Source organism: Natronospirillum sp. (genome assembly GCF_022565775.1).
Taxonomy (GTDB): domain Bacteria; phylum Pseudomonadota; class Gammaproteobacteria; order Pseudomonadales; family Natronospirillaceae; genus Natronospirillum.
In genome coordinates, this window is the sequence record NZ_JAIUMC010000084.1 from 1 (window position 1) to 13,749 (window position 13,749).

The window sequence follows — 13,749 nt, forward strand, 5'->3', positions numbered from 1 at the left end:
GGAAACCCGTGCCGTGGGAGCGCACCCCGTTGCGCGATGGGGCCGCAGGCCCCTTATTACAGCCGGTTGAGGCCGTTCAAGGCAGCCACCCGATAGGCTTCGGCCATAGTCGGGTAGTTGAAGGTGTGATTGACGAAGTACTCCAACGTGTTGCCACCGTTGGGCTGCTCCATGATGGCCTGGCCGATGTGCAGAATCTCTGCTGCCTGGTCGCCAAAGCAGTGAATGCCCAGCAACTCGAGAGTTTCGCTGTGGAACAGAATCTTCAGCATGCCGACATCTTCACCGGTGATCTGCGCCCGGGCGGTATCCTTGAAATAGGCCTTGCCCACTTCATAGGGCACCTTTTTCTCTGTCAGTTCACGTTCATTTTCACCGACAGAGCTGATTTCCGGGATGGTATAGATCCCGGTCGGGATATCACTGAAGAAGTGTGAATGGCCGTCTTCCAGGGCGGCGCTCGAGGCACCACGCCCCTGATCATATGCCGCACTGGCGAGGCTTGGCCAGCCTATCACGTCCCCTACCGCGTAGATGTTCTCCACCTTGGTGCGATAGGTCTTGTCGACTTCGAGTTGTCCACGCCCGTTCGGCTGCAGGCCTATGGCCTCGAGATTGAGTGTTTCGGTATTGCCGGCACGTCCATTCGCCCACATGAAGGCGTCGGCCTTGATCGTCTTGCCGCTCTCCAGAGTCAGGATGATCTGGTCTTTCTTGCCCTCGACCTTCTTGAAAGTCTCGTTGTGGCGAATCAGCACGCCATGGTTGCGCATGTGGTAGCTCAGCGCGTCGGAAATCTCATCATCCATGAATGCCAGCAGTCGAGCGCCCGGATTCACCAGGTCGACCTTGACGCCCAGCCCGCTGAATATGGAGGCATATTCACAGCCGATGACACCGGCACCATAGATGACCATACGCTTGGGCGTATCGGTCATGGTCAGCACCTTGTCACTGTCGAAGATACGGGCATGCTTGAAATTGACTTCGGGGGGCCGATACGGGCGAGAGCCGGTGGCAATGATAATATGCTCACCCTTGAGCACATCACCGGCGTTATCACCTTCGCGCAGCTCTACCCGGTGTTGATCGAGAAAGAACGCATCGCCCTGATAGACCGAAACATGATTGCGCGCATAAAAACGGGCGCGCATGGTCACCTGCTTGTTGACCACGGTCTGTGCAGATTGCATGACGGTCGGAAAATCGAGCAGCCTGGGTTCGGAAATCGCCCGAAACATGGCGCTGCGGTTGTATTTCATCAGCGCATCGACGGAATGACGGAGTGCCTTGGAGGGGATGGTGCCCTGGTGGGTGCAGTTGCCGCCTACATCATGGCGCCGGTCGATGATGGCAACGGATTTACCGCTCTTCGCAGCGTTCATCGCGGCACTTTCGCCTGCCGGGCCGCTGCCGATGACCACGACGTCGTAGCTGAATTCTGCCATTGTTACTCCCTGAACCAAACTATTGCGAAAAGCGCGGCCAAGGCACGCGCCTACAATTGAGGCACAACACCTGTAGGCGCTGATTTATCTGCGCTCGGCGGCGCAGCCGCCTTGTTTTATGGGCCTCTCGGCCCCGGGGCATGGCTCACGCCATTAGCCTACAGATACAGTGCCTAATTTGTAGGCCAGGGGCGTAAGCCCCGCTTGGCGGCGCAGCCGCCTTGTGTTGGGGGCCTACCGCCCCGAGCGCGGCCAAGGCACGCGCCTACAGACGCCCCTACCTTGAGGCGTCGTAAAAAGCCGTCTTGCTGTCTTTCGGATCACCCTCGTCATCAGGCGCATCACACTTGTTAGGGTCGCCGCCACAGAAGTCACAGGCGCCCTTGGACACTCCGGTATTGGCAATACCGCCACAACTGCCACTGATCGGCTTGCGCCCGAACATGACCCCTATGGCCATGCCGGCTACCAGCAGCAGCATCAGCGTCAATACCAGCAAAAATACGGTCAACATCACTCGTTCTCCTCCGCCAGAAGGCGGGTAAATTCTCCGGTGGACTGTTCGACAAAACCATCGTCGGTCCGTTCAATCAGCAGCACCGAGAGCGCTTCGCGCTCTGCGGTCTCCAGAGCCTGCTCTGGCCCCAATACCATCAGGGCGGTTGCCCAGGCATCGGCCAACAGGCTGCTCTCGGCAATCACCGAGACTGACGCCAGGCGATGATCCACCGGGAAGCCTGTGCGCGGGTCGATGGTGTGCGAATACCGCTCACCATCCACTTCAAAATAGTTGCGATAATCGCCACTGGTGACCAGGTCGGCGTCTTCCAGTTCGAGAATCCGATAGATGCCACGCTGAGCTTCATCCGGCTTTTCGATGGCAATGCGCCAGAGTGACCCATCGGGCTTGCCGCCGCGAATACTCATGTCACCCCCCAATTCTACCAGAAACTGGGAGTAACCCTGATCTTTAAGATATGCAGCGACTGCATCAGCACCATAGCCTTTGGCAATACCGCCCAGGTCGATCTCTCTGGGCTCCGATTTGCGCAGCGCCGGCGGGTCCATTCTGACTTCGATGGCTTCCCAGCCGATCATCGCCATGGCGGCTTCCAGCTCGTCTTCTTCCGGAATTTCCTCGGCGCGGCCTCGCGGGCCAAAGCCCCAGAGGTTGACCAGAGGCAGGATGGTTGGCTCAAAGGCACCCTCGGTGCGCTCGGCCACTTCCAACCCGGCAGCGACAATCTTTGCCACCTCCTCACTGACCTCGACCCATTCACCCGGCTCGGCTTCATTGAAGCGGGTGATATCAGACCGCGGCTCATAAACCGAGGTACTGCTCACGACACGCCGCAAAGTGCGCTGAATGCCCACCTCCAGCGTCAGCTTTTCGCTCTCGGGGGCGAATACCTGAACCGTGTAATCGGTGCCCATGGTGCCGCCGGCGAAGCGCAGTGGCTCGTCACCCGGTTCACTGCTGCAGGCAGAAACAAAAAGGAGTGCCCACAGGCACCCCTTGATAAGCCACAACTTGTGTAACGGCCTGGTCATCTGCATCAGCCACCAAAGTCGTCGAGCGCGATGTTTTCGTCCTCGACGCCCATGTCTTTCAGCATCTTGATACAGGACGCATTCATCATCGGCGGCCCACACATGTAGTACTCGACATCTTCCGGCGCCTCATGGTCCTTCAGATAGTGCTCGTACAGCACGTTGTGGATGAAGCCGGTATGGCCGGTCCAGTTGTCTTCTTCCAGCGGCTCGCTGAGGGCCAGGTGCCACTCGAAATTCTCGTTCTCTTCCGCCAGTTTATCGAACTCTTCCACATAGAAGGCCTCACGGTAGGAGCGGGCCCCGTACCAGAAGGTGATCTTGCGCTTGGAGTTCAGGCGCTTCAGCTGGTCAAAAATGTGAGAACGCATCGGCGCCATACCGGCACCACCGCCAATGAACACCATTTCAGCATCCGTATCCTTGGCGAAGAACTCGCCAAAGGGCCCGAACACGGTGATCTTGTCACCCGGCTTCAGGCTGAACACGAAAGACGACATGATACCCGGCGGATGATCTGTTCCCGGCGGCGGGGTGGCTATCCGGATATTGAACTTCACAATACCCTTCTCTTCCGGATAGTTCGCCATCGAGTAGGCCCGGGTGACGGTTTCGTCGACCTTGGATTCGTACTGCCAGACATCGAACTTGTCCCAGTCACCCTGGAACTCCTTCTCGATATCGAAGTCCTTGAACTTCACATGGTGCGGCGGGCACTCAAGCTGTACATAGCCACCGGCGCGGAAGTCAACGTTCTCGCCCTCCGGCAGCTTCAGCGTCAGCTCCTTGATGAAGGTCGCCACATTGGGATTGGAGACTACTTCACACTCCCAGCGCTCAACACCGAAGAACTCCGCAGGTACGTCGATCTTCATGTCCTGCTTCACGGGCACCTGGCAGGACAGGCGCCAGCCGGCTTTCAGCTCACCCTTGGTGAAGGCCGAGGTTTCTGTCGGCAGCGGCGCACCGCCCCCTTCGAACACCTGGCACTTGCACTGGGCGCAGGTGCCGCCACCGCCGCAGGCAGAACTCAGGAAGATACCCTGATTGGCCAGCGTGCCCAGCAACTTGCTGCCCGCTTCCGCCTTGATGGCCTTGTCAGGATCGTCGTTGATTTCAATCGTGACTTCGCCGGTGTTCACCAGCTTGGAACGTGCGCTGATTATCACACCCACCAAGGCAAAAATGATGACGATGAAGAACACGACGCCCAATACAATTTCCAAAATCATGAGCTTGCTCCTGTCTTACAGCTGAATGCCCGAAAAGGACATGAAACCCAGTGACATCAGACCGGTGGCAATAAAGGTAATGCCAAGGCCGCGCAGTCCGGGAGGAATATCGCTGTACTTCAGCTTCTCGCGGATACCCGCCAGTGCTGCAATCGCCAGCGCCCAGCCGATGCCGGCACCGAGGCCATACACCACGGACTCCGAGAAGTTGTAGTCCCGCTCCACCATGAACAGGGAGCCGCCCAGAATGGCGCAGTTCACGGTGATCAGCGGCAGGAACACTCCCAAGGCGTTGTAGAGCTTGGGAATGTACTTGTCGAGAAACATCTCGATGATCTGCACGAGCGCCGCAATAACGCCGATATAGCTCAGATAGCCCAGAAAGCTGAGGTCGACGGCTGCAAGATCTTCACTGATCCACGACAGCGCGCCTTCCTGCAGAATATAAGCATAAATCAGGTTGTTGACCGGGACCGTGACGCCAAGCACTACGACAACGGCGATACCCAGACCCACAGCGGCATCCACTTTCTTGGAGATCGCCAGGAAGGTACACATCCCCAGGAAGAAGGCCAGCGCCATGTTCTCGACGAAGATGGCGGTGATAAACAAGCCAAGCAGTTCTTCAAACATCAGAAGGCCTCCTTGTTGACGTTCGGCCGGATCTCGAATTCATCTTCTTCGATCTGCTCCGGCTTCCAGACGCGCAGCGCCCAGATCATGAAGCCGATGATGAAGAAGGCGCTCGGCGGCAGCAGGAAGAGACCGTTGGGCTCGTAGAATCCGCCTTCGCTGACCGGCACCAGAATCTGCACACCGAACAGTGAGCCCGCACCGAAGAATTCGCGGAAGAACGCCACAACCATCAGCACCACTGAATAGCCCAGTGCATTGCCCAGACCATCAATGAAGGCGATGCCCGGCGGGTTCTGCATGGCAAAGGCCTCGGCGCGACCCAGTACAATACAGTTGGTGATGATCAACCCGACGAATACCGACAGCTGCTGCGAGATGTCATAAGCGTAGGCTTTGAGGATCTGATCCACCACGATAACCAGCGAGGCAATGATGGTCATCTGCACGATGATCCGGATGTTGCTCGGAATCTGGCTGCGAATTACCGCAATAAAGAAATTCGACAGACAGAGCACGAAGATAACCGCCAGACACATGACCAGGGACACTGTCATGTTGGTGGTTACTGCCAGAGCGGAACAGATACCGAGAATCTGCAGGCCGATCGGGTTGTTGTTGAACAACGGGTCCATCAGGACTTTTTTGCTTTGTGAGGCCATATCAGGATTCCTCCCCGCGCAGATTTTCCAGGAAAGGCTTGAAGCCACGCTCGCCCATCCAGAATTCAATCATGTTATCGACACCCCGGCTGGTCAGCGTCGCACCGGACAGACCATCGACATGATGTTCTTCCGCCACTCCGCCGCCGCGCGTCACACGCAGCGCCACTTCGCCGTCGTCGTTGTAGATCTTGCGGCCAGGCCACTGGGCAATCCAGTTGCGGTTGTCGATCTCGCCACCCAGGCCCGGCGTCTCCGCATGGTCATAGAAGCCCAGGCCGGCAACCGTGTTGAGGTCGCTTTCCAGGGCCAGGAAACCATACATGGTGGACCAGAGGCCATAGGCGCGAACCGGCAGGATCACGATTTCCAGGTCATCGTTGTCATCGCGCACCAGGTAGACCAGCGAGTAGTCTTCCAGGCGGTTGATGCCGGCGATGTCTTCACGGCCGCGGAGCTCCTGCGACTGGGAAGGATCACGGGCCGCCCGACGCTGGTCGAAGGTGTCCGGGTCGATATGATCGGCAAACTCACCGGTAGCCAGTTCGATAACCCGGGTTTCGATGTCCTCGAACTGCTCGTCAATGGATACTCCGGTCTGAAAGATACCGGCCGCCTGCAGTACGTTGGACTTGCGGTCCAGTTCGGCATTTTCCTGCTGCAGTGGACGCAGGCTTACCGCCGCGGCAGACACCACTATGGCGCACACCAGACAGACCGAAAAGGCAACGATGATGATATTCTGAACTGAATCTCTATCACGCTTGTTGGACACGAGCAGCCCTCCGCTTGATATTGCCCTTGACCACGTAGTAGTCGATCAACGGCGAGAAAATGTTGGCGAACAGGATGGCCAGCATGATGCCTTCCGGGAAGGCCGGGTTGACCACACGGATCAATACCGTCATCACCCCGATCAGGCCACCGAACCACCATTTGCCAAGATTGGTCATGGAGGCTGAAATCGGATCGGTTGCCATGAACATCATGCCGAAGGCAAACCCGCCCAATACCAGATGCCAGTACCAGGGCACTTCAAACAGGGCATTGGTTTCGGAACCGACCATATTGAACATCGTGGAGGTCAGTATCATCCCCACCATCACCCCGGCGACTATTCGCCAGTTGGCGATACCCATGATCAACAGCACCATGCCGCCCAGCAAAACCAGCAGGGTCGAGGTTTCACCCATGGAGCCCTGAATGGTACCGAAGAATGCACTGCTCCAGGCCACGCCGTTTTCGATCATGTAGCCAACACCGCCGTCCTGCGCCAGGCTCAGCGGTGTAGCACCGGAGAAGCCGTCCACAGCGGTCCACACCTCATCGCCCGACATGGCGGCCGGATAGGCAAAGTAGAGGAAGGCACGTCCGGTAAGGGCCGGATTCAGGAAGTTCTTGCCGGTTCCACCGAAGATTTCCTTGCCCACGACTACGCCAAAGGTGATACCCAGGGCCACCTGCCACAGCGGAATCGTCGGCGGAACGATCAAGGCGAACAGCACAGAGGTCACAAAGAACCCTTCATTGACTTCGTGCTTGCGGATGGTGGCGAACATCACTTCCCAGAAACCACCCACCAGGAAGGTCACGGCATACACGGGAACAAAATGCCAGAAGCCATACCAGAAGTTGTCCCAGACGCTGCTGGGGTCGTTTCCGGCAAACAGGGCAATAAAGAAATGCCGCCAGTTCTCGGTCAGCTCCAGCCCACCGGCAATGGCCGTATTGGCCTGATAACCGATGTTCCACATACCGAAGAACATGGCCGGGAAGGTACACACCCACACGGTGATCATGATGCGCTTCAGGTCCATGCCGTCACGCACATGCGCGGTGGTGCTGGTTACACTGCCCGGGCGGTAGAAAAAGGTATCAATGGCTTCGTAGAGCGAATACCACTTCTTGTAGCGGCCACCTTCGGTAAAGTGCGGCTCCAGATCGTCAAGAATCTTGCGTAATGCCATTCTGTCAGCCCTCTTTCTCGATGATGGTCAGGGTGTCCCGCAGCAGGGGCCCATACTCGTATTTGCCGGCACAGACGTAGGACAGCAGTGCCACGTCTTCTTCGTCCAGCTCGAGTGCGCCCAGCTCTTCTGCCTGTTCCAGATCACCACTGGCGATGGCGCGCAGCAGTTGGGTGGGCAGAATATCCAGCGGCATCACCTTCTCGAACTGCCCCAGCGGCAGCATGGCACGCTCGGACCCCTGAGTAGAGGTATCAAAGGCGTACTTCTTGCCCTTGAACAGCTTGGACACATAGATATTCAGCACCGAGAAGCGTTCAAAACCGGCGCGCAGATAATGGAACATAGGCCGGTCGGTGCCTTCACGCAGCAGGCTTACCTGCAGATGATAACGGCCCAGATAGGCCACTTCATCGATCGGCGCGCGACCACCCCAGACAGAACCCGAAATCATGCGCACGGTTTCACCGGCCGGCACTTCGCCCTGGCACAGGTCAAACAGATTGGCGCCAATGCGGGTTTTGACCAGGCGAGGTTTCTCCGCCATGGGGCCACCCAGCGCCACCACACGATCCGTGCTGATGCGACCCGTGGTGAACAGCTTGGCAATGGCAATCACGTCCTGGTAGTTGACGGTCCACACGAACTTGGACAGGTGCACCGGCTCAAGGAAGTGTATATGAGTACCGGAATTACCGGCCGGATGGGGGCCGGCAAACTCTTCGGTGCGAATGCCATCCACGGTGGGGATGTCGGCACCCGGCGCCTTGCAGACCCAGGTCGGGCCCTCGGTCAGCTTGCTCAGAATGGTCAGACCCTGCTTGAAGGCTTCCTTGTCCTGCGCGATCACTACAGCGGGATCGGCCGCCAGCGGGTTGGTATCCATCGCATTGACAAAAATGGCGGAAGGCTCGGCATCCGGAGAGGGCACCTTGCTGAACGGCCGCGTGCGCAACACCGTCCAGACACCGCTCTTGACCAGATTGTCCACGATCCTCTTGCGACCGAGGCTGCCCAGCTTGCTGGGGGTGACCTTGTCGAAGGTTTCCTCTTCATCACCATCCAGTTCGATAACCAGCGACTGAAATACCCGTCGCTTGCCCCGATTGATGGCCTTCACCACGCCTGCACCCGGTGCCGTGTAGGTCACTCCCTCGGTCTTCTTGTCGGTAAACACAGGCTGACCCAGCTTGACGCGATCACCCTCGCGTACCAGCATGGTCGGCTTCATGCCGTGGTAGTCGTAACCTACCAGCGCAACCGACTTGACGGAGTTCCCCTCGGACAGGGTTTGGGCGGGCTCACCAGTAATCGGAAGGTCCAAACCTTTCTTTATAGTGATCATAGTGTATTGCCCGTTTCTGATTTCAAAGCATAAACCCGACCGTTTCCCTGGAAACCATCGGGACAAATTTGTTTCTTTCGGTGGGGCAAAAACCCCGGAGCAGGCGCAGAATGACAATGACCAATCAGGACAGCAGCAGATCTTTCGGGTAGCACGTTACCGACTCTCAAACCGATACCTACCGTGCTGCGTGAGCCATATCCTGAACACCCCCTGAAATCCGGCGTAAGTATAATAGTCATAAGGCTTATTTGCTACTCTCGGCCCGCGCCACAACTTATTAAATTAGCGACAGACAGCTATTCCTGAGTTGCATCAATGAATTTGAGCGGCACAGCAGTGCTGCCAGTGCTGCCCTCGCCTGCTACAATACGCCGCCGCCGGCCAGACCGGCGTGACAGTATATCCTCAGGAGTACAAGTGACCTCACAGCAGCAGACTGCACCGGCTGACGCCCAGCCTCTGACCCCTACCGAACTGCCGCGTCAGAGCGGAGACAAGCGGCGCTGGGGTAATCTGCCGGCCGGGGCCGATGCGTGGGCAGTGGCGGCGCTGATGCGCCGGCACGAAGGTCAGGTGGTGGTCATTGGCAGCAGCACAACCGAACTGGAACGCCTGCAACAGGAAACAGCCCTGTTCATGGGCAGCGGTCTGCCGGCCAGTCGCTGGCTGCCGGACTGGGAAATTCTGCCCTACGACACTTTTTCACCGCATCAGGACATCATCTCTGACCGCCTCAGCACGCTGTACGAACTGCAACAGGCCGGTAAACGACCCGCACCGGTATTCGCCACCCTCAGTACCCTGCTGCACCGCTTTGTGCCGAAAGAGTATGTGCAGCGCTGGACGCTGCGTCTCAGCGTCGGCGACACACTGGACATCAAGACCTTCAGCCATCGGCTGCAGGAAGCCGGGTACCAGCATGCCAGCACCGTCACCGAACATGGCGAATACACGCTGCGCGGCGGTCTGGTGGATATCTTCCCGATGGGCTCGGAGGCACCACTGCGCATCGAGCTGTTTGATGACGACATCGAATCCATCCGTTTGTTTGACCCGGATACCCAGCGCACCAAAAAGCCGGTAGAACGCTTTGAACTGCTACCCGGGCGCGAATTTCCGCTGACCGATGAAGGCATTGCGCATTTTCGTGCGGCGTTTCGCGCCGAATTCGACGCTGACCCGCGCCAATGCCCTCTGTATCAGGACATTTCCGATGGCCTGGCCCCGGCCGGCATCGAGTTCTATCTGGACCTGTTCTTCGATCAGTTGCATGCGTTTTTCGACTACCTGCCCGACAACACCCTGCTGGTGTTTCAGGGAGACCTGCAACAGGAAGCCGAGCATTTTCTGGCCGATGTTGCCCAGCGCTATGAAAACCGGCGCCACGACATAACCCGGCCGCTGCTGCCGCCGCACCGCATCTACCTGCGTGCCGACGAACTGTTCGGTCATCTCAAGCGCTTCCCGCAAGTGCAACTGAGTGCCGAGCCGGTTGAGGGCAGCGGCGCGATCAATTCCGCCTTCGCCGCAACCCGGACCTACCCGATTGATCACCGGGCGCCTCGGCCGCTGCAGGCTGTGCAGGCCATGCTCGATAGCACCGATGCCCGCGTCCTGTTCTGTGCCGAAACGCCCGGCCGGCGCGAAAGCCTGCTGGATCTGCTGAACGATGCAGGCATCCGCCCAGCTCAACTGGACAGCCTGCACGACTTCCTCACCGGCACTCAGCGTCTGGCCATTACCGTGGCGCCGCTCAGCCAGGGCATCGAGCATCCGGGCGCCGGCTTGCGTCTGGTCAGTGAAACGCAGTTGTTCGGTGAGCAGCGCGTGGCGGCTACCCGTCGGCGCTCGGAAGCCACCACCAATGATCAGGCCGACCTGGCCATCCGCAATCTGGCGGAAATCAAGCCCGGCCAGCCGGTGGTGCATCTCGATCATGGGGTGGGCCGCTATCAGGGGCTGGAGACACTGGAAGTCGACGGCCAGGCCAACGAATTTCTCAAGCTCAATTACGCCAACGGCTCCAATCTCTATGTTCCGGTCACCAGCCTGCATTTGATCAGCCGTTATGCCGGTGGTGAAGAAAGCGAAGCACCGCTGCACAAATTGGGCACCGAACGCTGGGCCAACACCCGACGCAAGGCCGCCGAGAAGATCCGCGATACCGCCGCCGAACTGCTGGATGTCTATGCACGACGCGAAGCACGGCAGGGACATGCGTTCCCGCCGGTAGGTGAAGACTATCGCCGCTTTGCCGCCGAGTTTCCGTTCGAGGAAACCGAAGACCAGCAGATTGCCATCAATGCCGTAGTTCAGGACATGACCAAGGCGCAGCCGATGGATCGCCTGATCTGCGGGGATGTCGGTTTCGGCAAGACCGAAGTCGCGATGCGCGCCGCCTTTATCGCCGCGCATTCGGGCAAGCAGGTCGCCATTCTGGTGCCCACCACCCTGCTCGCCCAGCAACACCACGAGAGTTTTGTCGACCGCTTTGCCAACTGGCCACTGCGTGTGGAAGTGCTGTCGCGTTTCCGCACCGGCAAGGAAACCGACCGCGTACTCGAGGGGCTGGAAAGCGGTCAGGTGGATATCGTGATCGCCACCCACAAGCTGTTGTCCAAAGGCATCAAGTTCAAGGATCTGGGCCTGCTGATCGTCGACGAAGAACACCGTTTCGGCGTGCAGCAGAAAGAACGCATCAAGGCCCTGCGGGCCAATGTGGACATACTGGCGCTCACTGCCACACCCATTCCGCGCACGCTCAACATGGCCATGTCGAGCATCCGTGACCTGTCCATCATCGCCACGCCACCGGCCCGCCGACTCTCGGTGAAGACCTTCGTGCGGGAGCACGACCAGCCCCTGCTCAGCGAAGCCATCTACCGGGAAATCCAGCGCGGCGGGCAGGTGTACTTCCTGCACAACGAGGTGCAGAACATCGAACGAGTGGCCGACGATATTCGCGAGGCCATCCCCGAGGCCCGGGTCACCATCGGCCACGGCCAGATGCGCGAAAGAGACCTGGAAAAAGTGATGTCGGACTTTTTCCACAAGCGCTACAACGTACTGGTCTGCACCACCATCATCGAGACCGGCATCGACATACCGTCAGCCAACACCATCATCATCAACCGGGCCGACAAGTTCGGCCTGGCGCAGTTGCACCAGTTGCGCGGCCGGGTCGGCCGTTCGCACCATCAAGCTTATGCCTACCTGTTGACGCCGCCCTGGAAGGCGCTGTCCGGAGACGCGCAGAAGCGCCTAGAAGCCATCTCCGAGGCGCAGGACCTGGGTGCCGGCTTCATGCTCGCCACCCATGATCTGGAAATCCGCGGCGCCGGTGAGTTGCTGGGTGAAGAACAGAGCGGCCATATCGAATCCATCGGCTTCAGCCTCTATATGGAGATGCTGGAGCAGGCAGTGAAGGCGCTGAAGGCCGGCAAGGAGCCCGACATCAACCTGGCGGACCACAGCCACGTCGAGGTCAACCTGCATGTGCCGACGCTGATACCGGAAGACTACCTGCCCGACATCAATACCCGGCTGACGCTCTACAAGCGCATCGCCAGTGCTCCGGATGACGCCGCGCTGCGCGAACTGAAGATCGAAATGATCGACCGCTTCGGCCTGTTGCCCGAACCTTTGAACAATCTTTTCAGGGTCACCAGCCTGCGCCATCGCCTTGAGACCATGGGCATTGATAAACTGACGTGCAATGCCGAAGGGGGTGTGGTCGAGTTTTCTGGCCAGACACAGGTAAATCCGTTTACCATCGTGCACCTGGTACAGAAACAACCGGCAACCTATCAGATGCGTCAGGGAGATCGCCTCGGGTTCCGGGAAACCTCGGAGACCGCTGAGGAACGTTTTGCCATCGTGGACACCCTGTTGGACAGACTCAGCCAGGACCTGCAAACATGAACAGACTGATCAACCCGGGTAATACCCTGGTACTGACGCTCCTGCTTGCGCTTGTTGTATCGCCGGCCGTCGCACAGGACACCAACCCCAATGTGGGGCGCTGGTATCAGGTCGAGCTGATCCTGTTCGAACAACGTCAGGAGCCGGAATACAACGAAATCTGGCCAACCTTTCCGAATTTGACCGGCACCCAGGATGCGATGCAACTGCGCAAGGCCCCGGACTCGTCATCTTCGGTGATCGCCCCCCTGCCGGCGCTGGACCTGACACCGCCCCCGGAACTGCCGCCTCGCTGGCCGCTGATCGACTTTGTGGACGGCATCGAAGAGAGTCTGATCATATTGCCCCGCCCATTGCTGCAGTTCACTGACGAAGCCCGGCGGGTAAACGAAAGTCGCGGCCGACGCGTGCTGCTGCACACCGGCTGGAACATGCCCGTCTCGGCAGAGGCCAACCGGGATATCATCCGCCTGCATGCCGGGCGGCGCTTTGACGAACATTATGAACTGGATGGCACCATCGCCATTCATGTCGGGCGCTTCCTGCATGTGGAAACCGACCTGTATCAGACGCAGTACGAGTTGAATCAGGAGCCGCTGCCGCTGATTTCACGGGACGGCTTGCCGACTTCTCTGATGGCCGATGGCGAGTTTTCGCCGCCCATGAGAAGTGGTGGCAGCACCTTCCGCACCGGGCCGAGATTCGTGCCCGTGGAAGCCGCGCATTTCGCCGAGCAGCGACGCATGCGCAGCAACGAGCTGCATTATATCGACCACCCGCGGCTGGGCATGCTGATTCAGTTCACCCCCTATACCCCGGCAGAAGTCACCACCGGTGGCGAGTTGATTGAGAGCGACATCGACCCGGATGCCGAGGACGACCTCGAAGGCGCGGACGAAGAGGAATTGTAGGCGCGTGCCTTGGCCGCGCCAGGGGCCGCAGGCCCCTTATCAAATCGGCCAGCGGGGTGGCCTCCTACGGAATACA

General features: G+C 58.8%; 11 protein-coding genes. 2 read left to right on the top strand and 9 right to left on the bottom strand.

Translation table 11 applies throughout. The annotated features are described in order from the left end of the window. Window positions 1–56: 56 nt before the first annotated feature. The 9 genes from sthA to LAT62_RS13180 all read right to left on the bottom strand — a co-directional run bounded on the left by sthA (window position 57) and on the right by LAT62_RS13180 (window position 8,838). Window positions 57–1,448, bottom strand: coding sequence for a Si-specific NAD(P)(+) transhydrogenase (sthA, locus tag LAT62_RS13140; protein WP_293384685.1), 1,392 nt, complete (start codon window positions 1,446–1,448; stop codon window positions 57–59). A gap of 277 nt (window positions 1,449–1,725) precedes the next feature. Beyond that, on the bottom strand, window positions 1,726–1,962 hold the full coding sequence (gene nqrM / locus LAT62_RS13145) for a (Na+)-NQR maturation NqrM (protein WP_293384688.1): 237 nt from the start codon (window positions 1,960–1,962) through the stop codon (window positions 1,726–1,728). Beyond that, window positions 1,962–2,999: an FAD:protein FMN transferase gene (locus LAT62_RS13150; protein WP_293384691.1), complete on the bottom strand. Its 1,038-nt coding sequence runs from the start codon at window positions 2,997–2,999 to the stop codon at window positions 1,962–1,964. Before LAT62_RS13150 ends, nqrM begins: the two co-directional genes overlap by 1 nt. Before the next feature lie 5 nt (window positions 3,000–3,004). Next, window positions 3,005–4,231 carry an NADH:ubiquinone reductase (Na(+)-transporting) subunit F gene (nqrF, locus tag LAT62_RS13155; RefSeq protein WP_293384694.1) on the bottom strand — a complete coding sequence of 409 codons (1,227 nt, stop codon included), beginning with the start codon at window positions 4,229–4,231 and terminating at the stop codon, window positions 3,005–3,007. 15 nt (window positions 4,232–4,246) lie between these two features. Next, on the bottom strand, window positions 4,247–4,864 hold the full coding sequence (nqrE, locus tag LAT62_RS13160; RefSeq protein ID WP_293384697.1) for an NADH:ubiquinone reductase (Na(+)-transporting) subunit E: 618 nt from the start codon (window positions 4,862–4,864) through the stop codon (window positions 4,247–4,249). Further along, window positions 4,864–5,526 carry an NADH:ubiquinone reductase (Na(+)-transporting) subunit D gene (locus tag LAT62_RS13165; protein ID WP_293384700.1) on the bottom strand — a complete coding sequence of 221 codons (663 nt, stop codon included), beginning with the start codon at window positions 5,524–5,526 and terminating at the stop codon, window positions 4,864–4,866. The genes nqrE and LAT62_RS13165 overlap by 1 nt, the downstream gene beginning before the upstream one ends. 1 nt (window position 5,527) lies before the next feature. Continuing rightward, the gene (locus tag LAT62_RS13170) at window positions 5,528–6,301 is read right to left on the bottom strand and encodes a Na(+)-translocating NADH-quinone reductase subunit C (protein WP_293384703.1); all 774 of its coding nucleotides are present in this window, start codon (window positions 6,299–6,301) and stop codon (window positions 5,528–5,530) included. Then, the gene (locus tag LAT62_RS13175) at window positions 6,285–7,493 is read right to left on the bottom strand and encodes an NADH:ubiquinone reductase (Na(+)-transporting) subunit B (RefSeq protein WP_293384706.1); all 1,209 of its coding nucleotides are present in this window, start codon (window positions 7,491–7,493) and stop codon (window positions 6,285–6,287) included. Before LAT62_RS13175 ends, LAT62_RS13170 begins: the two co-directional genes overlap by 17 nt. 4 nt (window positions 7,494–7,497) lie before the next feature. Further along, window positions 7,498–8,838, bottom strand: a complete 1,341-nt coding sequence (locus tag LAT62_RS13180) for a Na(+)-translocating NADH-quinone reductase subunit A (protein WP_293384709.1) — start codon at window positions 8,836–8,838, stop codon at window positions 7,498–7,500. 420 nt (window positions 8,839–9,258) lie between these two features. Here LAT62_RS13180 and mfd point away from each other — a divergent pair, with 420 nt between their 5' ends. Both mfd and LAT62_RS13190 read left to right on the top strand, forming a co-directional pair. Continuing rightward, window positions 9,259–12,762 carry a transcription-repair coupling factor gene (gene mfd, locus LAT62_RS13185; protein ID WP_293384712.1) on the top strand — a complete coding sequence of 1,168 codons (3,504 nt, stop codon included), beginning with the start codon at window positions 9,259–9,261 and terminating at the stop codon, window positions 12,760–12,762. Next, complete coding sequence (locus LAT62_RS13190; protein WP_293384715.1) at window positions 12,759–13,673, top strand: CsiV family protein; 915 nt, start codon at window positions 12,759–12,761, stop codon at window positions 13,671–13,673. Before mfd ends, LAT62_RS13190 begins: the two co-directional genes overlap by 4 nt. Window positions 13,674–13,749 lie beyond the last annotated feature (76 nt).

Coding starts and splice junctions, on each gene's coding strand:
- sthA (WP_293384685.1), bottom strand. CDS start 1,448: ATGGCAGAATTCAGCTACGACGTCGTGGTCATCGGCAGCGGCCCGGCA.
- nqrM (WP_293384688.1), bottom strand. CDS start 1,962: ATGTTGACCGTATTTTTGCTGGTATTGACGCTGATGCTGCTGCTGGTA.
- LAT62_RS13150 (WP_293384691.1), bottom strand. CDS start 2,999: ATGACCAGGCCGTTACACAAGTTGTGGCTTATCAAGGGGTGCCTGTGG.
- nqrF (WP_293384694.1), bottom strand. CDS start 4,231: ATGATTTTGGAAATTGTATTGGGCGTCGTGTTCTTCATCGTCATCATT.
- nqrE (WP_293384697.1), bottom strand. CDS start 4,864: ATGTTTGAAGAACTGCTTGGCTTGTTTATCACCGCCATCTTCGTCGAG.
- LAT62_RS13165 (WP_293384700.1), bottom strand. CDS start 5,526: ATGGCCTCACAAAGCAAAAAAGTCCTGATGGACCCGTTGTTCAACAAC.
- LAT62_RS13175 (WP_293384706.1), bottom strand. CDS start 7,493: ATGGCATTACGCAAGATTCTTGACGATCTGGAGCCGCACTTTACCGAA.
- LAT62_RS13180 (WP_293384709.1), bottom strand. CDS start 8,838: ATGATCACTATAAAGAAAGGTTTGGACCTTCCGATTACTGGTGAGCCC.
- LAT62_RS13190 (WP_293384715.1), top strand. CDS start 12,759: ATGAACAGACTGATCAACCCGGGTAATACCCTGGTACTGACGCTCCTG.